Raw genomic sequence first — 23981 nt, forward strand, 5'->3', positions numbered from 1 at the left:
CGGGCATGGTCTTCCCGATGGGATCAGGCCTGCGCGGGAGCCTCGGCCTCGGCCGAGGCGGCCTCCTCGATGACCGGCTCGAGCGACAGCTTGCCGCGGTCGTCGACCTTGGTGATGCGCACGAGCAGCTTCTGACCGACCGACACGACGTCGTCGACGTTCTCGACGCGCTTGCCGCCGGCGAGCTTGCGGACCTCGCTGATGTGCAGCAGTCCGTCCTTGCCGGGCAGGAGCGAGATGAACGCGCCGAACGTCGCGATCTTCACGACCGTGCCGAGGAACTGCTCGCCGACCTCCGGGTTGGTGGGGTTGGCGATCGCGTTGACCTGGGCGCGGGCGGCCTCGGCCGACGGGCCGTCGGTCGCTCCGATGTAGACGGTGCCGTCCTCCTCGATGGAGATGTCGGCGCCGGTCTCGTCCTGGATGCCATTGATCGTCTTGCCCTTGGGGCCGATGAGCTCGCCGATCTTGTCGACCGGGATCTGCACGCTGATGACGCGCGGCGCGGTCGGCGCCATCTCGTCCGGCGAGTCGATCGCGGCGTTCAGGACGCCGAGGATCGTCAGGCGGGCCTCCTTGGCCTGCGTCAGCGCGGCCGAGAGCACCGACGACGGGATGCCGTCGAGCTTCGTGTCGAGCTGGATCGCCGTGACGAACTCGCTCGTGCCGGCGACCTTGAAGTCCATGTCGCCCAGCGCGTCCTCGGCGCCGAGGATGTCGGTCAGCGCGGCGTAGCGCGTCTGGCCGTCGACCTCGTCCGAGACCAGACCCATCGCGATGCCGGCGACGGGGGCGCGCAGCGGCACACCCGCGTTCAGCAGCGACAGGGTCGAGGCGCACACCGAGCCCATCGACGTCGAGCCGTTGGAGCCCAGCGCCTCGGAGACCTGACGGATCGCGTACGGGAACTCCTCGCGGCTGGGCAGCACCGGCACGAGGGCGCGCTCGGCGAGGAAGCCGTGCCCGATCTCGCGACGCTTCGGGCTTCCCACACGGCCGGTCTCACCGGTCGAGTACGGCGGGAAGTTGTAGTGGTGCATGTAGCGCTTGCTGGTCGTGGGCGACAGCGAGTCGATCTGCTGCTCCATCTTGAGCATGTTCAGCGTGGTGACACCCATGATCTGGGTCTCGCCGCGCTGGAAGATGGCCGAGCCGTGGACCCGCGGGATGACCTGCACCTCGGCGTCGAGCGGGCGGATGTCCGCCAGCCCGCGACCGTCGATGCGCACACCCTCGCTGAGGATGCGGCCGCGCACGATCTTCTTCGTGACCGACTTGTACGCACCGCCGAACTCGCCCAGCGCCGACTCGGGCAGCCGACCCTCGGCGACTGCGGCCGTGAGCTCCGCCTTCACGCGCTCCTTGATGGCATCGTCCGCGTTCTGACGCTCGACCTTGTCGGCGATCTGGTAGACGCCCGAGAGCTCGCCGTACGCGCGCTCGGCGACGAAGTCGTACGTCTCGGACGAGTACGGCGGGAAGACCGGGTACACGCCCGGCTCCTTCGACGACGTCGCGGCCATCTGGGCCTGCGCCTCGACGAGCTGCTTGAGGAAGGGCTTGGCGGCCTCGAGGCCGGAGGCCACGACCTCTTCGCTCGGCTTGGTGGCGCCGCCCTTGATGAGGTTCCAGCTGTGCTCGGTGGCCTCGGCCTCGACCATCATGATCGCGACGTCGCCGTCGGGCAGCACGCGTCCGGCGACCATCAGGTCGAACACGGACTCCTCGAGCACCTTGGTGTTCGGGAACGCGACCCACTGGTCCTCGTGGTCGCCGTGGCCAGGCACGAGCGCGAGGCGGACGCCTGCGATCGGACCCGAGAACGGCAGACCCGAGATCTGGGTCGACGCCGACGCGGCGTTGATCGCCAGCGCGTCGTAGAACTCGCCCGGAGCGATCGAGAGGACCGTCACGACGATCTGGACCTCGTTGCGCAGGCCGTCGACGAACGACGGACGCAGCGGACGGTCGATCAGACGGCACACCAGGATCGCCTCCGTCGAGGGGCGGCCCTCGCGACGGAAGAACGAGCCGGGGATCTTGCCGGCGGCGTACGAGCGCTCCTCGACGTCGACGGTCAGCGGGAAGAAGTCGAAGCCCTCACGAGGGTGCTTGCCGGCACTGGTGGCCGACAGGAGCATGGTCTCCTCGTCGAGGTAGGCGGCGACGGCGCCCTGCGCCTGCTGCGCCAGACGACCCGTTTCGAAGCGGATCGTGCGGGTGCCGAAGCGTCCGTTGTCGAGGACGGCTTCGGCTGCGGTGATTTCCGGACCTTCCAAGAGGTCCCTCCTTCTTTGTTTAGGCTCGCGCGTCCGTGTGACGCACGAGCTTTTCGTGAAGGAGCAGGAACAGGCAGATCTCAGCGCGCGGCGAGGCCGCGTAGTACCGCCATCGCTGGCCACCAGTGGACGATCACCGCGCGGCCGAAAGGGCGCCCGGGAACCCACCACAGGGGACCAGCTTCCTGCCGGCCTGCTCCGTGAGCTCATGTTGAATTGAGCGGATGCCCGTGGGCAACCTCACCGATCCTATCAGCGGGGCCCTGATCAGCCCATCTTCTGCCGACCCCGGTCGCGACGCCTCCCTGGCGGCGTGGCCGCTGCGCGCCTATCGTGGCGACATGAGCACCGACGGCAAGCCCCCCGGGGCGGCATCCGAGGACGTCAAGCGCAAGTTCCGAGAGGCGCTCGACAGCAAGAACGCCCACCACCGCGAAGGCGAGGCCCACCTGGATGGCGAATCGGCCATCCACCACACCCACGAGGCCATGACCAGACGCGAGTTCCGGCGGAAGAGCGGATAGTCATGAGCGACTTCCGCGAGCGGATCCCCGACGACGAGCGAGAGGTGCCGCTGGACGACGACGTCGAACTGGAGCTGCCTCCGCCGACCCTCGACGCCGGCGAGCGCGTCGAGGAGGACGAGGACGACGTCGAGAGCGAAGAGCGCGAGTCGGCGATCGAGTCCGGCGACCTCGACCCCTCGAGCTGAGCCGCCGAAGCGCTCCCTCACTCGAGACGTCACCGCGCGACAGCACGCAAACCGGGGCCCCGGAGGTGCTATTGCGCCGTGACGACACTGAGTCGGGCGGAGCACGCGGCGCCGAGGTCAGCGAGCGCGGGAGCGCGTCCGCGTCTCGCCGCGGCCGATCACCACGTAGTCGTCGTGCTTGGCCGAGACGCCGTCGCCTGCGGTGCGGCCGCGCATCCGCCGCCACACCCATGGCAGCGCGTCGCGCGTCAGCCATCCGGCGGGATGGGCCGGCTCGTCCTCCTCCGAGTGGAGGATCGCGTCGAGATCGGCGAGCTCGGCGGCATCGGGCACGCCGAGGGCCGCGGCCGCGCGATAGGCCAGGAACCGGTGGCCCCCCGAGCGCAGGTGGACGCGATCGTCGGCCCACATCGCCGAATCGCGCATCGCCGGCTGCGGCTCGATGTCGACCAGCCGGGCGCCGGTCTCCTCGGCGATGCGGCGCAGGTGCACGTTGTACGCGCCGAAGCGCCTCGCGAAGAGCCGCGCCGCGCGTCGCGGCGGAAGGAAGGTGGTGACCAGCAGCACGTCGGCCCCCGCGGCGCGCAGTCGGCGCACGGCGCCCTCCACGCGCGCGGCGAGCGCTTCGGGGTCGGCCGATGGGCCGACCAGATCGTTGGCGCCGATCAGGATCGAGACGAGGTCGGGCCGCAGCGCGAGCGCCACCGGCAGCTGCTCGTCGACGAGGTCGGCGACCCGGCGGCTGCGCACCGCGAGGTTGGCGTAGCGGAAGGGGCCGTCCTGGCCGTGAGCGAGCAGCTGGGCCAGGCGGTCGGCCCAGCCGCGGTACTCCCCCGCGTTCATGCGGGAGGAGTCGCACAGCCCCTCGGTGAGCGAGTCGCCCAGCGCGACGAAGCGACGCCACGGCCGCGCGGGCGCGATGTCGTCGACCGGATCGGGACGCCGCGTGCCGCGCACGAGCAGGCTGTCGTCCATCGCGCGCAGCTCGATCGCCTGCCGGTAGTGCCCGGTGAGCCGCTCGACCGTGCGCGCCCACGAGCGATCCGACATCGCCGCACGGGCGGCGGCGGCGAACGCCGCGCGCTTGGCCGGGTCGCCCGTGAGGTCCTCGACGCGGCGGCGCATGTCGGCGAGGTCGCCGGGGCGGTACAGCCACCCGTCGATGCTCGAGCGCACCAGGTCCACGGGTCCGCCGACGCCGGTGGCGACGACGGGCACGCCGCTGGCCAGCGCCTCCTGGATCGTCTGCCCGAACGTCTCGCTCTCGCCCGGGTGGACGAAGACATCGAAGCCGGCCATCGCCTCGGCGAGCGCGTCGCCCGTCTGGTGTCCGAGGAACACCGCGTCGGGCAGCATCCCCTCCAGGGAGGGCCGCGACGGCCCGTCGCCGACGATCACCAGGCGCGTGCCGGGGATGCCCGAGAGCGCAGCGAGGTCGGCCACCTGCTTCTCGGGGGCGAGACGGCCGACGTAGCCGATCACGGTGCGCCCGCCCGCGATCCGCGCGCGCCACGCTTCGCTGCGTCGTCGCGGTGAGAACCGCTCGGCGTCCACGCCGCGCCCCCACAGGCGCAGGCGGTCCACGTCGAGGTCGGCCAGCTGCCGCATCGAGGCCGCGCTCGGGGCGAGCGTCACCGTCGCGCGGCGATGCAGGCGTGCGATGTGCGAAGACACCAGCGCGGTCGCGCGGGGCATGCCGTACTTGCGCGCGTACGCGATGACGTCGGTCTGGTAGACCGCGACGGTCGGGATCCTGAGCGCCTCGGCCGCGGCGAGGCCCTGCCAGCCCAGCACGAACGGCGAGGCGAGGTGCACGACGTCGGGGGCGAACGACCGCAGGATCTCGGTGAGGCGCGCGGCGCGCGCGAAGACGACGCGCACCTCGGGATAGCTGGGCAACGGCACCGAGCGCAGCAGCGCCGTGCGCGCTCCGTGCAGGTCGGCGTCGATGTCGCCGGCGCGCGGGGCGATCACGAGGGTCTCGTGACCGGCGTCCGCGAGGTGGCGCAGGATGTGCAGCACCGAACCGGTGACGCCGTTCATGTGCGGAAGGAAGGATTCGGCCAGGACCGCGACTCTCACGCCACCAGCGTGACGGCCCGACGGACCCCGGAAGACACGATCGCGCCGCCGTCGCCGAGAGTTCACCGGATGCACCCGCACCGGTCACCGGTCGGGCGCCGTTCCGTCGCCGTTCATCCACGGCTGGTACACGTTCGGACGTGATCGACGAGGCGCTGGCCCAGCTGGCGAGCGGACCGTGGGCGCTGCCGGTGCTTTACGCGCTCGTGCTCGGCGACGCATTCCTCGTGGTCGTTCCCGGCGAAGCCGCCGTCACGGCCTTCGGCGCCCTCGCCGTCATGATCGGCCGACCGCCCTTGCCCGCGGTCATCGCCGTCGCGGCCCTCGCCGCCTTCACCGGCGACGCCGCCTGCTATGCGATCGGGCGCGCCGTGGGCCTGCACCGCTGGCGGTGGATGCGCACGCGCCGCGTTCAGACCGCGTTCGCGTGGGCGAGCGCCCGCATGGACAGGCGGCTCGGCGCCGTGCTCTTCACAGCGCGGTTCATCCCGTTCGCCCGCCTCGCGGTCAACATCACCGCGGGCGCCACGCGCCTGCCCGCGCCGCGCCACCTCGTCATCACCGGCCTGGCGGCGTGCGCGTGGGCGGTCTACCAGGCGCTCATCGGCGCTCTCGTGGCACGCATCGTCCCCGGCGGGCCGATCGTCGCGGTGCTCGTGTCGATCGGCGTCGCCGTGGCCCTCGGGGTGGCCCTGGATGCGGTGCTCTCCCGCGCGACGCGCCCGCGTGCCTGACGCCGCGGTATCCGAACACGCGGCTCCGGGTCTTGTGCGCGCGCGCATCCGGCTCTATGTTAATCGCCAATCACATCAGTCCTGGATGGGCTGCTGATGCCGGTCGGCCACATGGACGTGGCCGGGGCGCGGTCCATCCCCCTTCGGGAAGAGGTGGCACGCGTGCCTGAGTTGAACAGACGAACCGTCCTGACGCTGGGGGCCGCGCTCGGCTTCACCGGCGTCGCCGCGCCGAGCGCCGCGTGGTCCTGGTCCCCCACCGGATCCGTGGCCGGCTACGGATCCGGTGTGGACCCGCAGTGGGTGTGGGACGACGGCATCGACCAGATCATGGCGAGGGTCATCGACAAGGGCCAGGTCCCCCAGGTCAATTGGGCGATGGGCAACTGGGTCCACAATTGGCAGTCGGTGCCGTGGGGTCTGCCGAGCGAGCTGCGCGGCTATCTGAAGGAGTCGACCAAGCTGCCCGACTGGGCCGACCGGGGCAAGCTCCGCCGCGCGGCCGACTTCAACCGCCGCAAGGACATCTACCTGTTCTTCATCTACGGGCTCGGCGGCGGCATCATGAGCACGGTCATCCCCCGCGAGGCGAAGTCGGTGTACTGGTCCAAGGGCGGCGCCGACATGCAGGACCGCGCCGCGAAGACCTTCACCTTCGGCTACGACCTCAGCGACATCGACGCCTACGAGGGCACGGGCGAGTTCATCGTCACGTCGAACAAGACGCGCATGGTCCACGCCGCCGTGCGCCATCTGCTGCCCCAGTCGCCCCACTGGAAGGCCGTCGCCGACGAGTCGATCCCGATCAGCAACGGCGACATCCTCGTCACGTTCCACAGCACCGGCACCTTCGCGCACAAGAAGATGAAGGAGTGGGGCGTCGTGATGTCGCCCGAGGACGAGGATGCGTTCCTCCACTCGTGGCAGGTGGCGCTTCACTACCTGGGCGTCAAGGACGAGTACATCCCGGCGACGTGGGACGAGGCCCACGCCCAGGCCGCGCAGAACCTCGACCCGATCCTGTCGTGGACCGAGGAGGGCCAGGCGCTCGCCGAGGTGCTGCTCGGGCTCACCGCGCAGATCGACCTCGGCGTCACGCGCGGGTTCCTCAACGAGTTCGTGCGCTATCAGCTCGGCGACGAGATCGGCGACTGGCTGGGCCTGTTCCGCGACCCGGTGTCGCGCGAGATCATCGACACCGGCTGGCCGCTGTACATCAAGTTCCGCGAGGGCATCATGCCCGTCGAGCCGGTGAACTTCCTGCTGTTCGATCAGTTCATCAAGGCGCTGGCGATGCTGTTCCTGAACAGGTTCTCGTCGCCGACGACGACGGCCATCACGGTCCCGGACATGAACCGCCCCTACTGAGCCGAATGCCGAGGGTGGCCCGGGCCGTGCGGTCGGGTCACCCTCGGCGTTCGCCGATGTTAACGAAGAGTCCTCTATTCGCCCGCGAGACCGCCGAGGAGATGCCCGAAGGAGCGCCCTTCACCCAGATAGCCCGCCGGGTCGAACGGATCCGACGTCACGGCGGCCGGGCGGCGCTCGATCGCCTCGGCGAACTCGCGCGCACCGCGGTCGATGCGGGCGCTCAGCGGCGCCACGTCGTCGGCGGAGCCGCCCCAGTCGCTCGAGGCCGCGAAGACGCCGGTCGGAACCGGGTCGGCGTGCAGGTACGTGAACAGCGGCCGGATGGCGTAGTCGATCGCCAGCGAGTGGCGCGCCGTGCCCGCGTTTGCGCCGATCAGGACCGGGGTGCCGCGCAGCGCATCCGGGTCGATCACGTCGATGAAGGACTTGAACAGCCCCGAGTAGCTCGTCGAGAAGATCGGCGTCACCGCGATGATCGCGTCGGCCGACACGACGGTGTTGACCACGGACTCCAGCGCCGGGGGCGCGAAGCCCGTCAGCAGGTTGTCGGTGATGGCGTGCGCGTGATCGCGCAGCTCGACCACGTCGACGTCGACCTGGAAGCCCCGGGCCGAGAGCTCCGCGACGACGGCGGCCGTCATGCGGTCGGCGAGCATGCGGGTCGACGAGGGGTTCGACAGCCCCGCCGACACGACGGCGATCCGACGCGCCGCGGTCATCGCACGCCCGCCTTCGTCGCCGCCTGGCCGAACGCCGAGCCCGCGGCGGGCCGGCTGTCCTGGTACGGCGAGCCCGCCGTGAGGTTGTCGCCGCGGTTCGCGCCGGGCACCGCCTGTCGCGCCGGCCCGTCGCCGTACGCGGCCGCGACGCGGTTCGCGTGGGTCGGGGCATCCGGCACCTCGGCCGGCCGGTTCTTCGCCAGTTCGCGACGCAGCACCGGGACGACCTCGCCGCCGAGGATGTCGAGCTGCTCGAGCACGGTCTTCAGCGGAAGGCCGGCGTGGTCGATGAGGAACAGCTGACGCTGGTAGTCGCCGAACGTCTCGCGCATGCCCGCGTAGCGGTCGATCACCTGCTGGGGCGAGCCGACCGTGAGCGGCGTCATGTCGCTGAAGTCCTCGAGGCTGGGGCCGTGGCCGTACACCGGCGCGTTGTCGAAGTAGGGGCGGAACTCACGCACGGCGTCCTGCGAGTTCGCGCGCATGAAGACCTGGCCGCCCAGACCCACGATCGCCTGCTCGGGCGTGCCGTGGCCGTAGTGGGCGTATCGCTGGCGGTAGAGCGTGATGAGCCGCTGGTAGTGCTCCTTGGGCCAGAAGATGTTGTTGGCGAAGAAGCCGTCGCCGTAGTACGCGGCCTGCTCGGCGATCTCGGGAGTGCGGATGCTGCCGTGCCACACGAACGGCGGCACGCCGTCGAGGGGTCGCGGCGTCGAGGTGAATCCCTGCAGCGGCGTGCGGAACTTGCCCTCCCAGTCCACGACGTCCTCGCGCCACAGGCGGTGCAGCAGGTTGTAGCTCTCGATCGCGATCGGAAGCCCCTGGCGGATGTCCTTGCCGAACCACGGGTAGACGGGACCGGTGTTGCCGCGGCCGATCATGAGGTCGGCGCGACCCTCCGAGACGTGCTGCAGCATCGCGTAGTCCTCGGCGAGCTTCACCGGGTCGTTCGTCGTGATGAGCGTGGTCGCGGTGGACAGCACGAGGCGCTCGGTCTGCGCCGCGATGTACGCGAGTGTGGTCGTCGGCGAAGACGACCAGAACGGCGGATTGTGGTGCTCGCCGAGCGCGAAGACGTCCAGGCCCACCTCTTCGGCGTGCTTGGCGATGGTCAGGGTGCCGCGGATCCGCTCAGCCTCGCTGGGGGTCGTGCCGTTCGTCGGGTCCTGCGTGATGTCGCTGACGGTGAAGATGCCGAACTGCATCCCCGGCCACGTGGTGCTGTCGCTCACGATCGCTCTCCTTCCGCCCGATCCGGGCGAATTCATGCATTTGAATATACCTCATGCAACGCCGGGCGCACGCTCCTATTCCCGGCGGGGCGAGGGGAACTGCGTTCTCAGGAACCTCTCGAAGGCGCGCTCGGACAGCATGCGCCTCAGCGACAGCATGAGATGGGCCGAAGGGGCGACGCGATAGCGCGCCCGCGGTCGCCGCGCCTCCAGTGCGCGCACGACGCGATCCGCGACGTCCTCGGGCGCGCACGCGAAGCGCCGTCGAGCCCCCGAATCCCACGTGCGCGACAGCTCGACGACGCGAGCGTCGAAGCGCGCCCACACCGGAACGTCCTCCGCCGCACGCGCGCGATCGGCCGCAGCGATGGCGAGGCCGGTCGTGACCATGCCGGGAGCGATGAGCGAGACCTCCACGCCGAGCGGACGCAGTTCGTACCGCAGCGCATCACTGAAGGCCTCGATCGCATGCTTCGTGGCCGCGTACGCTCCCATCCCGGGCCAGATGAACCGGCCGTTCATCGAGCCGATGTTCACCACGCGCCCCCACCGCTGGGCGCGCATGCCCGGCAGCACGAGCTGGGTGAGGGCGAGCATCCCGAACACGTTCGTCTCGAACAGCCGTCGCACGTGATCCGCGGGGAACGTCTCGAGCGCGCCCAGCTCGCTGATGCCGGCGTTGTTCACGAGCACGCCGACCGCCCCCTCGCGCCCGGTCACGGCCTCGACGGCCGCATCCCGCGACGCGGCATCCGTGACGTCGAGGGCGAGGATGCGGCACCCCGCCCGCTCGAGGTCGTGCAGATCGTCGGGGTTTCGCGCCGTCGCGTACACGCGCCACCCGCGCTCGAGCAGGGCGAGTGCGGTGGCGCGGCCGATGCCTCTGGAACAGCCGGTCACGAGCACGGCACGAGAGGCGGGACGCATACGACACCTGTACCGGGCCGACGCGCGCGGCGCAACGCCTCCGGCACAGCGGAACAGTCCGGCGTCCCGCGCGCCGACCGGGCCTGATCCGCGGGGCCGGGATTCGGCGCGGAGACTCCACAGTGCCCGTCCAGGTTCAGCGGCGATAGTCTGATCGCGCCATGAAGGACGTCCGCGCGCCCGGCGATCCGGGGTCGCCTCAACTCCCCCGCCACGGCTCGGCCGGGCACGGCGGACGCACGCCGTTCTGGGACAACGCGCGCTTCGCGTGCATCGTGCTGGTGGTGCTCGGCCACGCGGTGCAGCGGCTCACCTACGACTCCGACATCGCCCAGGCCCTCTACTACCTGATCTATGCCTTCCACATGCCCGCGTTCGCGATCATCGCGGGGTACTTCTCCAAGTCCGACCCGCCGTCGCGACGTCAGATGGCACGCGTCATCACCGACATCCTGCTCCCGTACCTCATCTTCGAGACGCTGTGGACCATCACGAAGCTGCTGGTCGAAGGCGAGGCGAACCCGAACCTGACCACACCGGCATGGACGCTGTGGTTCCTGCTCGCGCTGGGGATCTTCCGTCTCGTCCTCCCGTACCTCGCACTCCTCCGCTGGCCGCTCGTCTGGACGATCGCGATCTCGATCGGCGCGGGCTACCTTCCGAACATCGGCTCGACATTCTCACTCAACCGGACGCTGGGGCTGCTCCCGCTGTTCGCACTGGGGTGGTGGCTGCGCGAGCACGACATCGTCGCGCGCCTGCGACTGCTGGATCGGCGGCCGTGGTGGATCCGCGCCGCGGCCGCGGCGATCATGGTCGCGGCCGCATGGGCGGCGTGGCGCTTCGTCGGGCTCTGGGGCGAGGTCGACCTCACCCACTGGCTCTTCTACGACGACGCATACGCGGAACTCGTGGGCCCGCAGTGGTGGGCAGGGGCCGTGCGCCTCGTGCTGATGGCGCTCGCCGTGGTGCTCACGGCGGCGTTCTTCACGCTGCTTCCCCGGCGACGGCAGTGGTGGACGCACTTCGGCCGGTACACGATGTACGTCTATCTGCTGCACTCGTTCGTGCTCTACCCGTTCCGGGAGTCCGGGGTGCTGCGCGGCCTCGACCCGACATGGCTGTGGCTGCCGATCGTCGTGGTCCTGTCGGTGCTCATCGCCCTCGGGCTCGCCACGCGCCCGGTTCGCACGGTGTTCCGTCCCCTCATCGAGCCTCGGCCGTCGTGGCTCTTCGCCGACCGGACACTGGCGGGCCGCGAGGGGCACCGCAGCGACCCGACGGGCTCACGACGGCCGCCGGGCGAGCAGAGCGGGTGATGGGCACCCGCCCCGCGGGGCTAGCGGAAGAGGTTCGCGCCGACGAATGACCCGTCGCTCGCGCCCGGGGGAACCGCGAACAGCGCCGAGCCGACGTGCGAGATGTACTCGCTCAGGATGTCCTGCGACGCCAGCGCCCGCTGCAGTGTCACGAACTGCTCGGGCGAGCGCTGGTACGACAGGAAGAACAGGCCGGCGTCGAGCGCGCCGAGCGGATCGTTGCCGTCGACGAAGTTGTACCCGCGCCGCAGGATCCTCACGCCGCCGTTGGACTCCGGATGCGCCAGGCGCACGTGCGAGGCGGCGTCGATCGCCGGTGCGCCGGAGGCATCCGTCGACGAGAAGTCGGGAGCGTCGAACTCGCCGCCGCCCGACAGAGGCGCGCCGGCGCGCTTGTCCCGGCCGATGGTGCGCTCCTGCTCGGACAGCCGCAGCCGGTCCCAGATCTCGATCGTCATCGCGATCTTCCTCGCGACGAGGTACGACCCTCCCGCCAGCCACGCCGGCGCATCCTGGCCGGCCACCCACACGTGCTCGCGCAGGGCCTCGGCGTCGTCGGCGAGGATGTTGGCGGTGCCGTCCTTGAACCCGAACAGGTTGCGCGGCGTCTGCTGCGCGCTGGTGGTCTTCGACGTGCGGCCGAAGCCCAGCTGAGACCAGCGGATGCGGGCGCGGCCGAACGCGATGCGGCTGAGGTTGCGCACCGCGTGGACGGCGACTTGAGGATCGTCCGCGCAGGCCTGGATGCACAGGTCACCGGAGGACTTCTGCGCGTCGAGCCGGTCGCCGAAGAACCGCGGCAGCTCGTCGAGCTCGTCGGGGCGACGGTCGGCGATCCCGTACCGGTCGACGCCGTCCTTGAGGAACAGGCCGGGGCCGAAGCCGAACGTGATCGTCAGCGCGCTCGCGGGGAGCCCCAGTGCTTCGCCGGTGTCATCGGGCGGCGCCTCGGGCGATCCGCCCACGGCGCCGGACGCGCTGACGTCGAGTCCCTGCGTCATGCGCGACGCCGCGTACGACCAGTCCTCGAGAAGCGTGACGAGGTCCTCGCGCGTGGTGCCGTCGGCCATGTCGAAGGCCGCGAAGTGCAGGTGGTCCTGCACCGGCGTGGTGATGCCGGCCTGGTGCTCGCCGAAGAACGCGTGGACGGCGGATCCGCCGACCTCCGCCGTCGTCGACGCCGCAGCCGTGGTCGCGACGGCGGCCCCGGCGGCACCGCCGACGACGAAGCCGCCGGCTCCGGCCCCGAGCAGGCCGAGCAGCCCGCGCCGGCTGAGCCCGGTCCGGGGCGTGCCGAGCGTCGCCGAGGCATCCGTGACCCGCTCCGCGGGCAGCGTCCCCTCGGGCAGGGCGCCGTCAGGCGCCGCTTCCTCGGGCGTGCCGCCGCCGGCGGTCATGACAGGACGGTGGCCGTCAGCTGCGACAGCGGCTCGGCGAGGGCGTTGATGAGGGCGGTGAGGTCGGCGCGCTCGGACTCGGTGACGGTGTCGTAGCCGACGTAGCCGTCCTCGAGCGAGCCGTACTCGGCCAGCGCCGCCTCGAGGTCGGCGTAGCCGTCCTCGATCTGCTCGGCGAGCTCGGCGCCCGACGGTGTCGCCGCGGCGACGTCGTGGACGAGGGTGAACGCCATCTGCGACCCCTCGACGTTGGCGGCGAAGTCGTAGAGGTCGGTGCGCGACCACCAGTCCTCCTCGCCGGTGATCTTGCCGTGCGCGACCTCGTCGAGCAGGGCGATGGCGCCGTTGCTGAGGCTGGCGACGCCCTGATCCTCGAGCGTCTGCGAGAAGTCTTCGCCGTGGACGTAGTCCCACAGCGCCTGGACGTCGGCGACGAGGGCGTCGGCATAGGCCTGGCGTTCGGCGCCGGTCGACGGCTCCCAGTCCTGCCATGCGGGCGTGACGCCGTCGGAGTTGACCGCGTCCTCGCCCGGGATCCACAGGTCCTTCTCCATGCGGTGGAAGCCGGTCCACTCGAGGCCCTCGGCCGCGGCGTCGAGTTCGCGGTAGTCGATCTTCGGGTCGAGGTCGCCCAGCGCCTCGGCGACCGGCTCGATCCGCTCGTAATGGACGCGGGCGGCGGTCCAGGCAGACCGGGCGGCCTCGTCGTCGCCCGAGGCGTAGGCGTCGGCGAGCGTCGCCACGGCGGGAACGAGGTCGTCGACCTCGTCACGCACATAGTCGGCGTACTGCGCCACGGCCTGGTCGCGCAGCTGCGCGTCGGCTCCGCCGCCCTCGACCCGCTCGCCGGTCACGGTGAACGCGGCGCGGCCGACGCCGTCGCCGGTCATGCCGGGTTTGCAGAGCGTGACATACTCACCCGGCTGCGCCACGAGCGTCAGGGTGCGCGTCGTGCCCGGCGCGATGTTCTCGGCCTCGGCCACGATCTGCACGCCGTCCTCGGCGAGGAGGTAGAACTCGGTGATCTCGTCGCCGGTGTTCTCGATCTCGAAGGCGAGCGTTCCGCTGACGGCGGTGTCGGACGACACCGCGCACGCATCGGCGGACGACGTGACGGTCAGGGTCGCCGACGCGGGGACATCGGTGGTGGCGACGCATCCGGACAGCACGAAGGCGCTCACGCCGACGGCCGCCAGAGCGCCGAGGGCGCGTGGTGCGGTCATTCTGCTCCTGGTCGCGGGCTCGTTGCGAGCGCGGGCGTGCGGCCCGGCTCGGTCGGTGCGCGATCGGTCTGGGGGGTGGGGGTCTGCGGAGAGGTGGGTCGGGTGCCGCGGATGTACAGAGTGCCGACGACGGCGACGTAGAGCACCCAGGCGATCACCTGGAGCCACGTCATGTGCGGCATGAAGCCGATGATCGCCTGCAGGATCACGGCGATCGCGCTCCCGGGCGCGAGGACGGCGCTGACGTCGAAGGCCCATCCGAACGGGAATCCGGCCCAGCCGATCGCGACCGCACCCGTGACGGGGTCGATCGGCGCCGCTGCGGTGAAGGGCCCGGGAAGGACGGCGGCCTCCTGCAGGTCGTGGATCGCGTAGGCGAGGACCCCGGCGGCGACGACGACGAGGAAGGCTCCGGTCCACGTGAAGAACGTGCGCAGGTTCAGCCGCAGCGCGCCCTTCGCGATGAACACGCCCGCGACCACCGAGACGGCGATGCCGAGCACGGCGCCGAGGAGGGCCGTGGGCGCGTCGCCGAAGGACTGCACCATCGACCACAGCAGCAGCGCGGACTCGACCCCCTCGCGCGCGACCGAGACGAAGCCGATCGCGACCAGGGCCCACATGCCGCCCTGCGCGAGTGCGCGGTCGACGCCGCCCTCGAGCGTGCGCTTCATGGTGCGCGCCGTGCGCTGCATCCAGAAGATCATCCACGTCACCATGCCGACCGCGACCAGCGACAGCGTGCCGCCGAGGATCTCCTGGGCCTGGAAGGTGAGCGTGTAGCTGCCGAAGGTCAGCACCGCGCCGATCGCCAGCGCGAGACCGACGGCGAGGCCCACACCGGCCCACAGCCGGGGCAGGACGTCACGGCGGCCGAGGCGCGTGAGATAGGCGACGAGGATGCCGACCACGAGCGCGGCCTCGAGGCCTTCGCGGAGTCCGATCAGGAATGTGGCGAGCACGGTGCTTCTCTCCAGGGATGGTTCGGGATCAGGTAAGCCTCACCTTACCGGGATCGAGAGTACCTGCTTCGAGTCCACGCGTCGAGTCCCGGGCCTCCCACTGCATGGGAGCGCCGTCATACGGCGTCACGCCGCGGTCATACACGGCAACACGGCCCGCGAGACGGGCGCGGGCGACGTAGCCTCGGCGCATGGCAGAGCCGAAGCTTCCGATCCTGGACCTGTCCGACCTCGACCGGGGGCCGGACGCCGCCGCCGCGTTCCGCGACGCGCTGCGCCGGGCCACCCACGAGGTCGGCTTCTTCTACCTGACCGGCACCGGGGTGCCGCCGGAGCTCGAGGAGCGGCTGCACCGCGCGACGCGCGAGTTCTTCGCCCTGCCCGAGTCCGACAAGCTCGAGATCGAGAACGTCACGAGCCCGCACTTCCGCGGGTACACGCGCATCGGCGGCGAGCGCACGCAGGGCCGCGTGGACTGGCGGGAGCAGATCGACATCGGCCCCGAGCGGGCAGCCGTCACCGACCCGGATGCACCGGACTACGCGCGCCTGATCGGTCCGAACCTGTGGCCGTCGGCGCTGCCGCACCTGCGCGGGGTCACCGAGGAGTGGGTCGAGCACCTGTCGGGCGTCTCGCGCCGGCTGCTGCGCGCATGGGCGCTCGCGCTCGGTGCCGAGGAGGACTACTTCGACCGCCACTTCGGCGAACCCCAGACGCTGCTCAAGGTCGTGCGCTACCCGGGCGTCGACGACCCGACGCCGCGCCAGGGCGTGGGCGCGCACAAGGACTCGGGCGTCCTGACGCTGCTGTGGGTCGAGCCCGGCAAGGGCGGCCTGCAGGTCGAGCGCGACGGCGCGTGGGTTGATGCTCCGGCTGTGCCGGGGGCGTTCGTGGTGAACATCGGGGAGATGCTCGAGTACGCCACCGGGGGCTACCTCACCGCCACGAACCACCGCGTCGTCTCGCCTGCGTATCCCGACGACCGCATCTCGATCCCGTTCTTCTTCAACCCGTCGCTCGACGCGCGGTTCCCGGTCATCGAGCTGCCGCCCGAGCTCGCCGCCCGCGCCCGTGGCGTGACGCGCGACCCGGAGAACCCCATCCATGACCTGCACGGCGAGAACGCGCTGAAGTCCCGACTCCGGGCCCACCCCGACGTCGCCGAGCGCTGGCACGGCGACCTGGTCGCCGCTCGCGCGGTGGCCGCGGCGGGCTGACCCGGCGCGACATCACCCGACCAGCATCGGCACGCCCGTCTCGCGCTGCGAGACGGTCCAGAGCGCCTCGACGGCATGCGCGCGCCCCGGGCGCAGCACCGGCAGCCGGACGGCGGGCCCGTTGTTCATGTACCGCGGGCCGTAGAACTCCCCGCCCCGGGCGTACGGGTCGGTCGCCGCGCGGAGCTGGGGCATTGCGCCGTCGGCGACGTCCATGCCGGTGTTGGCCGCCAGCCACGCGAAGAACCGGCCCGATCCTCCGACGCCGCCCTCCGCGACCGTCACGACCTGCAGCTCGCTGTGCGACAGGCCCGGGTGGGCGATGAGGCTCTGCGCCCGGACGCCTTCCCGCTCGAAGAGCTCCTGCAGTCCCAGCCCGAAGTGGTAGTTCGCGAGCTTCGACTGCCCGTAGCCCCGCCACGGCTCGTAGCGACCGTGCAGGTGCGGGTTGCCGACGTCGATCGCCCGGCCGAAGTGATGCGCCGTGCTGGTGACCGAGACCACCCGTGCCGCGGGCGCGGCGATGAGCGCCGGCATCAGCAGCGCCGTGAGCGTCCAGTGACCGAGATGGTTGACGGCCAGCTGCATTTCGAAACCGTCGACGGAACGCCGTTCGGGGATCGCCATGACGCCCGCGTTGTTGACGAGGATGTCGATGCGATCGTGCGCCGCGAGCATCTCGTCCGCCGCGCGGACCACGGATGCCTGATCCGACAGGTCCAGCGCGACGAGTTCGAGCGACGCCGCCGGCGTGCGCGCGGTGATCTCGGTCACCGCGCGGTCGGCCTTGGCCCGATCGCGCACCGCCATGACGACATGCGCGCCGCGTGCGGCCAGCACGTCGGCCGTGACCAGTCCGAGGCCGCCGTTGGCGCCCGTGATCACCGCCGTGAGGCCGGTCAGGTCGGGTACGGAGTCCCGCGTGTAAGCCATTCGCCGCTCCCTCGTCGCGTTGTCCCCAGCATCACACGACGGGCACGACGAAGGCCGCCCCACACCGTGGGACGGCCTTCGGAAGAATGTTCTGCGCGATTGAACGCTGGGTCGCGTGCCTTAGCGGCGGAGCCCCAGGCGCTCGATCAGCGAGCGGTAGCGCTCGATGTCGATGTCCTGGAGGTAGCCGAGCAGACGGCGGCGCTGACCGACGAGCAGGAACAGGCCACGACGCGAGTGGTGGTCGTGCTTGTGCTCCTTGAGGTGCTCGGTGAGGTCCTTGATGCGCTGCGTCAGCATCGCGACCTGCACCTCGGGGGATCCGGTGTCACCGGGGTGCGTCGCGTACTCTTCGATGATCGCCTTCTTGACGGCTGCATCCAGTGCCATAGGTGATCCCCTTCCTCGTCGTTGCGCGGTGCCCGACGCCTTGTGCGTGAGCTCTCTTTATCCGCGGCCGATCTAACGGCAACCTGAAGAGTCTACCAGTCAGCGGATGCCGGGGCGAATCCCCCGGCACGGCATCCCGCGTCCGTGCGACTACCCTCGAGAGGTGCCATCCTCCTTCAGCGGCGCGCGGGCCCGGCGGTGATGCTGCGCCGCGTCGCCGCACGCACCCGCCTGCGCCGCGACCACTTCATCGACCTGCGCCCGTTCCGCGCCAGCCCCGCCTTCGCGCGCATGTGGATCGGCTCGACGCTCGCCGGCCTCGGCGGCCAGCTGACGATCGTCGCGGTAATGCTGCACATGTTCGACCTCACCGGGTCGACGTTCGCGGTGTCGATGATCGCCGTGGCGGGCCTGGTCCCCATGGTGTTCGCCGGCGTGTACGGCGGCATGCTCGCCGACGCGTTCGACCGCAGGCGGGTCGCCCTGATCACCGCGACGATCACGTTCGGCTCGACGCTGCTGCTCGCCGTGCTCGCCTGGGCCCAACTCGAGACCGTCTGGTGGCTGTACGCGCTGAGCGTCGTCAACTCCGCCGCCAACTCCGTCGTGATGGCCGCGCGGCAGGCGATCGTGCCGCGCCTGATCCCCCGCGACCTGCTGCCGGCGGCATCCGCCCTCCACGGCATCACGGTCGGCATCATGGTGATGGCCGGTCCCGCCCTGGCCGGCGTCCTCGTGGCAATCACCGGCTACGCGTGGACCTACACGATCGACGTCGTGCTCATGCTCGCGATGTTCCTCGGGCTGTGGACGCTCCCGGCGCTGCGACCGGAGGGCGTCACCGTCCGGCCGGGCCTGGAGTCGCTGCGCGACGGCTGGCGGTTCCTGCGCCGGGCGGCGAACATCCGCCTGCAGTTCGTGCTCGACGTCGTCGCGATGACGTTCGGGCAGCCGCTGGCGCTGTTCCCGGCGATCGGCGCGGTTCTGCTGGGCGGCGGCCCGATCACGACGGGCATCCTGACGGCGTCGGTCGCCGCCGGCGCGTTCGTGTCGAGCCTGCTCTCGGGTCCCGTCGGACGCGTGCGGCACCACGGCGTGGGCATCGAGCGGGCGATCCGGGTCTACGGAGTCGCGATCGGCACGCTCGGCCTGGTGCTGGGGGCGGCGGCGCTGGGCTGGTTCGCGCCCGTGCCGGTCGACGCCGACCACCCGAACGTCCCCCTCATCGCGGCGGCGTGCGCCGCGCTGGCCATCGCGGGCGCGGCCGACAACGTCAGCTCGATCTTCCGCAACACGATGGTGCAGGCGGCCGTCCCCGATGCCATCCGCGGACGCCTGCAGGGCGTGTTCATCGTCGTGGTCGCCGGCGGGCCGCGGCTCGGCGCGCTCTACGCCGGGACCCTCGCCACCCTCACGGCGCTGTGGTTCCCGCCGCTGCTGGGAGGACTCGTCATCATCGCCCTGGTCGGCGTGCTCGTGCGACTGAACCCGCGCTTCCGCGCGTACGACGCACAGCACCCCGAGCCGTAGCCGGACGGGCACACGTCGGCGGATTTCGGACGTCGCAGCCGGACGACCGCGACGGCGTCCGCGCGCGGGGCTAGAGTCCCCTCGTGACCGCCGCTCCCGCCGCCTCCGCGACCGCTCCCCTGCGCGGCGCGTCGGTCGCCGCGCAGTTCGTCCTGGCAGGACTCGTGTGGGGATCGAGCTTCCTGTTCATGAAGGTCGCGCTCACCGGGATCGCACCCACGCAGGTCGTCTGGTCGCGCCTGGCACTGGGCGCGCTGGCGCTGGGGCTGTACGTCGCCGTCCGGCGCGAGCCGCTCCCCCGCTCGCCGCGCGTGTGGGGGCACCTGACCGTCCTCGCGGTCACGTTCTGCGTCGTGCCGTACCTGCTGTTCTCGTGGGCCCAGCAGCACGTCACGAGCGGTCTCGCGAGCATCTACAACGCCACGACGCCCATCATGACGGCCATCATGGCGGGCCTCGTGCTGCGCGCCGAGAAGCTCAAGCCGGTGCAGATCGCGGGCATCACCCTCGGCATCCTCGGGGTCGCGGTCATCATCGCACCGTGGCAGGGCCTCGACTTCTCCCAGAGCCTCATCGCGCAGCTGGCGATCCTCGGGGCGACGGCCTGCTACGGCTTCAGCCTGGCCTACATGCGGCGGTTCGCCGCGAACACCGGCACGACGGCGGCGGTGTTCTCGTTCCTGAACATCGGGATCGGCGCCGTGATCATGACGGCGCTGGCACCGGCGATCGCGCTGCAGCCCGTGCGGCTGGATCCGTGGATCGTCGGGAGCGTCGCGCTGCTGGGGGTCCTGGGCACGGGGTTCGTCTACATCTGGAATCAGAACACCGTCCGCGCGTGGGGACCCACGCGCGCGTCCACGGTGACCTATGTGACGCCCCTCGTGGGGGTCGGGCTCGGAGTGGCGGTCCTGGGCGAGCAGCTGAGCTGGAACGAGCCGCTGGGAGCGCTCGTGGTCTTCCTCGGCATCATGCTCGCCCAGAACCGCCTGCGGCTCGGGCGCCGCGACGGCCCGCGGGGACGGATGCCGGCATCCGCCCCCGCGACCGCGCTCAGTCCTGCTGCAGAGCGCCCTGCAGGTCCAGGCTGATGGTGACGTCCTTGCCGACGAGCACGCCGCCGGTCTCGAGCGCGGCGTTCCAGGTCAGGCCGAACTCCTCGCGGTCGATCACCGTCGTGGCCGTCGCGCCGGCCTTGTAGTTGCCCCAGGGGTCGGTGCCGAAGCCGCCGAACTCGAGCGTGAAGGTCGCGGGCTTCGAGACGCCGCGGATGGTGAGGTCGCCGTCGACGAGGAACTCGCCGTCCTCGTAGCGGGTGCCGGTCGAGACGAAGGTCATCGACGGGTGGGTCTCGACGTCGAAGAAGTCGCCCGAACGCAGGTGGTTGTCGCGGCCCTCGTCCTTCGTGTCGATGGAGGCGACGTCGACGGTCGCCTCGACCTTGGCCTCGAGGGGGTTCTCGGGGGCGACGATCGTGGCGCTCTTGACGCCGAAGGTGCCGCGCACCTTCGAGATCATCATGTGACGGACGCTGAAGGTGACCTCGCTGTGCGAGGGGTCGAGCACCCAGGTGCCCGCCTTGTAGCCGGGGACGGAGATCGTTGCGGTGTCGGTCATGGGTTTCCTTTACGTGTTCGGCGGCCGCGTGGGACGACCGGGATCACAGCAGGAAAACACCATTCATCTGAATCTATTCCCGAGAATGCGAAAAAAGATGCCGCCCCCCATGGGGACGGCATCCATTCGGTCGCTGCGGCGTCAGCCGACGGCGACGAGGTCGATGACGAAGATGAGGGTCTTGCCGCCGAGGAAGTGGCCGCCGGCGGGACCGTAGGCCAGGTGCGGCGGGATCACCAGCTCGCGGCGCCCGCCGACCTTCATGCCGGGGATGCCGTCCTGCCAGCCCTGGATCAGGCCGCGCAGCGGGAACTGGATCGTCTCGCCGCGGTTCCACGACGAGTCGAACTCCTCGCCGGAGTCGTACGCGACGCCGACGTAGTGGACGGTGACGGTGTCGCCGGCCTTGGCCTCGGCGCCCTCGCCGACGATGATGTCGCGGATGACGAGGTCGCTGGGAGCCGGGCCCTCGGGCGCGTCGATCTCGGGCTTCGTGCGGTTGTCGCTCATGCATCCATCCAAGCACGACAGCGGTCGCCGCGCGGGTCGTGTTCGCTCTCGGCGGGCCCGCCGCACCCGCCCGCGACAAGACTCAGCGCCCGGTGCCGCGGCGATGCCTGCGTGACTCCCGAGCGCTGAGTTGATCTGGCACCATCATTCCCGTCGGGCGATCACGGTGTCAAGAGCAGCGATCACGGCGCGAACAGCGCCGCCCGCGCGGCGGCGGCGCGCTCGAGCAGCATCCGCTCATCGGCCGCCGCATGCGGATCGCGGCCCGTGAGCGCCCGCTGGCGGGCGGCGGCGAGCGCCGTCGCGTCGGCGATGAAGCCGCGCATGAGACCGCGCCGGTCGCCGCGCAGCGTCGCCGCCCACTCCATCGCGGCGCGGCGCCCCCGGCTCGTCGTGAGCATGTCGACCTCCTGCGGCGTGAACCATCCGGCCGCGGCGTAGTCCGACAGCCGCGTGCGCGTCAGGCGCGACTCCTCGAGGCGCAGGAAGACGATGCCGAGGATGAACAGCACGAACAGCGGCACCTGCAGCATCAGGTAGAGGGCGAAGAAGTCGCCGAGGACGGCCGAGCCGTTCCACAGCGCGTGCAGGGCGATGGCTCCGGCGAGCCCCACCGCCCACGGTCCGAGCGCCGTGCCCACCGACGCGCCGCGGCGCACCGCCAGCCCGACGGCGAAGCCGGTCACGCTCGTGAACATGACGTGGGCGAACGGCGACAGGATCCCGCGCATGAAGAAGGTCGCCGACACGTCGGCGACACCGCCGTCGATGAGGCTGACGGCGAAGTACTGGATGTTCTCGGTGAACGCGAAGCCGGCGCCGATGAGCGCGCCGTAGACGATCCCGTCGACCGGTCCGTCGAACGCGCGGCGGCCCACCGCCAGGATCACGAGCAGTCCCAGCCCCTTGCCGATCTCCTCGACGACCGGCGCCTGGACGACGGCGGAGAGGACGTCGGCCGCCGGCGACGAGCTCTGCCCGAAGGCGATCACGAGCAGCAGGTCGACGCCCAGCGCGATGCCGACCGCCGCCACCGCACCCCACGCGACGGCCAGGACGAGCAGACCGCGCGGCTCGGGCTCCCAGCGGTCGACGATCCGCACCGCGAACAGCACACCCGCCAGCGGCAGCAGTGCCAGCACCATGCCGATGACCGACGCGGCGGGGCCGAGTGCGCTGAGGAAGTAGGCGATGAGGATCACCAGGACGATCAGCAGGATGCCGAACAGCCAGATCGGCGCCGAGCGGCCGGCGCGCGACGCCCGCGGCGCGGCGGCCGCCACGTGGGGCGCGCCCGCCGCGGGCGGGGCGATGTGCGCCGGCGCGGCGTGGCTGGGCTGAGCGAGCGGCGACGGGAAGGAGGGCGGCACCAGGGACGGTCGAGGCCGGCTCGACGGTTCGGGGAGCGTCATGGGGTCAGCCTAGGGGCCCTCGCCGGGCGTACCCCGACATGCGCCGAACCACGGACCTGCGCGCCGGTAGCGTTGACGGATGCGCTTCGCCCATGTCATCCGCTCCGGACACGACCATGCCCGCCTGGTGGCCGTCGACGGCGAGACGGCCGTCGACGTCGGTGCTCTCTTCGACGGCGCCCCTGCGACGCTCGAGGCGCTCATCGCCGGCGGCGATCCGCTGCTCGAGCGCGTGCGCGACGCGGTCGCGGCGGCGGGCGACCGGCATCCGCTCGAGGGCGTCGCCTACGCCTCCGCCGTCCTGGCGCCGCCGGTCGTCCTCGCGGTCGGTCTGAACTACGCCGCCCATTCGAGCGAGCTGGGGCTGAAGACCGACAACACCCCGACGGTGTTCGTGCTGTGGCCGAACTCACTGTCGGGTCACGAGCAGACCACGACGTGGCCGGCCGCGCTCAGCGAGTCGATCGACTACGAAGCCGAGCTCGGCGTCGTCATCGGCACGCCCGCGAAGGACGTCGCCGTCGAGGACGCCCTCGACCACGTGTGGGGCTACACGGTCGTCAACGACATCACCGCGCGCGACATCCAGTACTCCGAGGCGCAGTGGTCGCGCTGCAAGTCGTTCGACGGATTCACGCCGACCGGCCCGTTCGTCGTGACCGCCGACGAGGTGCCCGACCCGCAGGATCTGCACATCTGGACCGAACTGGACGGGCACAGGATGCAGGATGCCTCGACGGGCCAGATGGTGCGGTCGGTGGCGACCCTCGTCTCGCAGCTCTCGCAGGCCGCGACGCTGCTGCCCGGCACCCTCATCTCGACGGGAAGCCCCGGTGGGGCGGGATATTCGCGCGACCCGCAGGTATTCCTCCGCGACCGCTCCACGGTCACCGTCGGCATCGACGGCATCGGCGAGCTGACGACGCACTGCCGCATGCTTCGCTGACCTCCTCCGGAACGACGAAGGCGCCCCGCGGGGCGCCTTCGCTTCGACCGGATGCCGTCAGGGGCAGGTGATGGTGGTGCCGTCGCTGAGGATGTGCGTGCCCGAGCCGAGCTCCGCGCACACGCCGCCGAAGATCGCCAGGCCCGCAGCGCCGAGCGACAGGAACACGATGCCGATGATGATGCCCAGCACGATCGCCACCGAGCTGATGACGATGGCCGCGACCGCCCATCCGTTCGAGGCGCCCGCCTTCTTGCTCTGCACGAGCGCGATGATGCCGAGGATCAGCGCGATGAGGGCGAAGAAGAACGACAGGACGAACGCCACGATGCCCATCGTCCGGCCGGGGACGGGGGCGCCGGGCGCCGGAGCCCCGGGTGCGGGCGGGGGCGCGGAGGCGTACGCCGGGGGCGGGGTCGGTGCGCCTGCAGGCTGCTGTGCGGGGTTCTGCGGGTCGGTCATGGCGGCC

At 71.2% G+C, this 23981-nt stretch carries 23 protein-coding genes; 9 read left to right on the top strand and 14 right to left on the bottom strand.

Annotation, left to right across the window (positions count from 1 at the left end; all coding sequences use genetic code 11):
* Positions 1 to 23 precede the first annotated feature (23 nt).
* Positions 24 to 2279 carry a polyribonucleotide nucleotidyltransferase gene (locus tag P0L94_07310; GenBank protein ID WES65873.1) on the bottom strand — a complete coding sequence of 752 codons (2256 nt, stop codon included), beginning with the start codon at positions 2277 to 2279 and terminating at the stop codon, positions 24 to 26.
* Positions 2280 to 2503: 224 nt separating this feature from the next.
* Between P0L94_07310 and P0L94_07315 the strand changes: the two genes are divergently transcribed.
* Entirely contained in the window at positions 2504 to 2803 is a 300-nt protein-coding gene (locus P0L94_07315) for a DUF5302 domain-containing protein (GenBank protein WES65874.1), read from the top strand.
* A gap of 2 nt (positions 2804 to 2805) precedes the next feature.
* Entirely contained in the window at positions 2806 to 2991 is a 186-nt protein-coding gene (locus P0L94_07320) for a hypothetical protein (GenBank protein WES65875.1), read from the top strand.
* Positions 2992 to 3108: 117 nt separating this feature from the next.
* Here the strand turns inward: P0L94_07320 and P0L94_07325 are convergent, their stop codons facing one another.
* The gene (locus P0L94_07325; protein ID WES65876.1) at positions 3109 to 5073 is read right to left on the bottom strand and encodes a GDSL-type esterase/lipase family protein; all 1965 of its coding nucleotides are present in this window, start codon (positions 5071 to 5073) and stop codon (positions 3109 to 3111) included.
* 140 nt (positions 5074 to 5213) lie between these two features.
* Here P0L94_07325 and P0L94_07330 point away from each other — a divergent pair, with 140 nt between their 5' ends.
* Both P0L94_07330 and P0L94_07335 read left to right on the top strand, forming a co-directional pair.
* The gene (locus tag P0L94_07330; protein ID WES65877.1) at positions 5214 to 5807 is read left to right on the top strand and encodes a VTT domain-containing protein; all 594 of its coding nucleotides are present in this window, start codon (positions 5214 to 5216) and stop codon (positions 5805 to 5807) included.
* Between the two features lie 162 nt (positions 5808 to 5969).
* Positions 5970 to 7175 carry an oxygenase MpaB family protein gene (locus P0L94_07335; protein ID WES65878.1) on the top strand — a complete coding sequence of 402 codons (1206 nt, stop codon included), beginning with the start codon at positions 5970 to 5972 and terminating at the stop codon, positions 7173 to 7175.
* Positions 7176 to 7249: 74 nt separating this feature from the next.
* Here the strand turns inward: P0L94_07335 and P0L94_07340 are convergent, their stop codons facing one another.
* The 3 genes from P0L94_07340 to P0L94_07350 form a co-directional block, all read right to left on the bottom strand.
* The gene (locus P0L94_07340; GenBank protein ID WES65879.1) at positions 7250 to 7897 is read right to left on the bottom strand and encodes an FMN reductase; all 648 of its coding nucleotides are present in this window, start codon (positions 7895 to 7897) and stop codon (positions 7250 to 7252) included.
* Positions 7894 to 9129 (bottom strand): LLM class flavin-dependent oxidoreductase, encoded by a 1236-nt coding sequence (locus P0L94_07345; protein ID WES65880.1) that lies wholly within the window; start codon positions 9127 to 9129, stop codon positions 7894 to 7896. Before P0L94_07345 ends, P0L94_07340 begins: the two co-directional genes overlap by 4 nt.
* 75 nt (positions 9130 to 9204) lie before the next feature.
* Positions 9205 to 10056 carry an SDR family oxidoreductase gene (locus P0L94_07350; GenBank protein ID WES65881.1) on the bottom strand — a complete coding sequence of 284 codons (852 nt, stop codon included), beginning with the start codon at positions 10054 to 10056 and terminating at the stop codon, positions 9205 to 9207.
* A 161-nt stretch (positions 10057 to 10217) separates the two neighbouring features.
* Here P0L94_07350 and P0L94_07355 point away from each other — a divergent pair, with 161 nt between their 5' ends.
* Entirely contained in the window at positions 10218 to 11375 is a 1158-nt protein-coding gene (locus P0L94_07355) for an acyltransferase family protein (GenBank protein WES65882.1), read from the top strand.
* A 20-nt stretch (positions 11376 to 11395) separates the two neighbouring features.
* Here the strand turns inward: P0L94_07355 and efeB are convergent, their stop codons facing one another.
* Genes efeB through P0L94_07370 form a run of 3 tightly spaced genes read right to left on the bottom strand, consistent with a single transcriptional unit; the run spans position 11396 to position 14957 of the window.
* Positions 11396 to 12772, bottom strand: coding sequence for an iron uptake transporter deferrochelatase/peroxidase subunit (gene efeB / locus P0L94_07360; protein ID WES65883.1), 1377 nt, complete (start codon positions 12770 to 12772; stop codon positions 11396 to 11398).
* Complete coding sequence (locus P0L94_07365; protein WES65884.1) at positions 12769 to 13995, bottom strand: EfeM/EfeO family lipoprotein; 1227 nt, start codon at positions 13993 to 13995, stop codon at positions 12769 to 12771. Before P0L94_07365 ends, efeB begins: the two co-directional genes overlap by 4 nt.
* Positions 13992 to 14957 carry an FTR1 family protein gene (locus P0L94_07370; GenBank protein WES65885.1) on the bottom strand — a complete coding sequence of 322 codons (966 nt, stop codon included), beginning with the start codon at positions 14955 to 14957 and terminating at the stop codon, positions 13992 to 13994. The genes P0L94_07365 and P0L94_07370 overlap by 4 nt, the downstream gene beginning before the upstream one ends.
* Positions 14958 to 15148: 191 nt before the next feature.
* Here P0L94_07370 and P0L94_07375 point away from each other — a divergent pair, with 191 nt between their 5' ends.
* Entirely contained in the window at positions 15149 to 16174 is a 1026-nt protein-coding gene (locus P0L94_07375; protein WES65886.1) for a 2-oxoglutarate and iron-dependent oxygenase domain-containing protein, read from the top strand.
* A 12-nt stretch (positions 16175 to 16186) separates the two neighbouring features.
* On the opposite strand, the gene P0L94_07380 is transcribed toward P0L94_07375, so the two are convergent.
* A complete protein-coding gene (locus P0L94_07380; GenBank protein ID WES65887.1) occupies positions 16187 to 17107 on the bottom strand; it encodes an SDR family NAD(P)-dependent oxidoreductase in 921 nt (306 codons plus the stop codon).
* A gap of 120 nt (positions 17108 to 17227) precedes the next feature.
* On the bottom strand, positions 17228 to 17497 hold the full coding sequence (gene rpsO, locus P0L94_07385; GenBank protein WES65888.1) for a 30S ribosomal protein S15: 270 nt from the start codon (positions 17495 to 17497) through the stop codon (positions 17228 to 17230).
* 201 nt (positions 17498 to 17698) lie between these two features.
* Here rpsO and P0L94_07390 point away from each other — a divergent pair, with 201 nt between their 5' ends.
* Together P0L94_07390 and P0L94_07395 are read left to right on the top strand one after the other, a co-directional pair.
* On the top strand, positions 17699 to 19027 hold the full coding sequence (locus P0L94_07390; protein WES66300.1) for an MFS transporter: 1329 nt from the start codon (positions 17699 to 17701) through the stop codon (positions 19025 to 19027).
* A gap of 83 nt (positions 19028 to 19110) precedes the next feature.
* A complete protein-coding gene (locus P0L94_07395) occupies positions 19111 to 20118 on the top strand; it encodes a DMT family transporter (GenBank protein WES65889.1) in 1008 nt (335 codons plus the stop codon).
* Here P0L94_07395 and P0L94_07400 read toward each other — a convergent pair.
* The 3 genes from P0L94_07400 to P0L94_07410 all read right to left on the bottom strand — a co-directional run bounded on the left by P0L94_07400 (position 20081) and on the right by P0L94_07410 (position 22566).
* The gene (locus P0L94_07400; protein ID WES65890.1) at positions 20081 to 20644 is read right to left on the bottom strand and encodes a YceI family protein; all 564 of its coding nucleotides are present in this window, start codon (positions 20642 to 20644) and stop codon (positions 20081 to 20083) included. The genes P0L94_07395 and P0L94_07400 overlap by 38 nt on opposite strands.
* A gap of 141 nt (positions 20645 to 20785) precedes the next feature.
* Positions 20786 to 21154, bottom strand: a complete 369-nt coding sequence (locus tag P0L94_07405) for an FKBP-type peptidyl-prolyl cis-trans isomerase (GenBank protein WES65891.1) — start codon at positions 21152 to 21154, stop codon at positions 20786 to 20788.
* A 182-nt stretch (positions 21155 to 21336) separates the two neighbouring features.
* Positions 21337 to 22566: a PrsW family intramembrane metalloprotease gene (locus P0L94_07410; GenBank protein WES65892.1), complete on the bottom strand. Its 1230-nt coding sequence runs from the start codon at positions 22564 to 22566 to the stop codon at positions 21337 to 21339.
* Between the two features lie 79 nt (positions 22567 to 22645).
* Here P0L94_07410 and P0L94_07415 point away from each other — a divergent pair, with 79 nt between their 5' ends.
* The gene (locus P0L94_07415) at positions 22646 to 23512 is read left to right on the top strand and encodes a fumarylacetoacetate hydrolase family protein (GenBank protein ID WES65893.1); all 867 of its coding nucleotides are present in this window, start codon (positions 22646 to 22648) and stop codon (positions 23510 to 23512) included.
* 57 nt (positions 23513 to 23569) lie between these two features.
* On the opposite strand, the gene P0L94_07420 is transcribed toward P0L94_07415, so the two are convergent.
* On the bottom strand, positions 23570 to 23974 hold the full coding sequence (locus P0L94_07420; GenBank protein WES65894.1) for a hypothetical protein: 405 nt from the start codon (positions 23972 to 23974) through the stop codon (positions 23570 to 23572).
* Positions 23975 to 23981 lie beyond the last annotated feature (7 nt).

Origin of the sequence: Microbacter sp. GSS18 (assembly GCA_029319145.1) — a bacterium.
Lineage (GTDB): Bacteria > Actinomycetota > Actinomycetes > Actinomycetales > Microbacteriaceae > Microbacterium.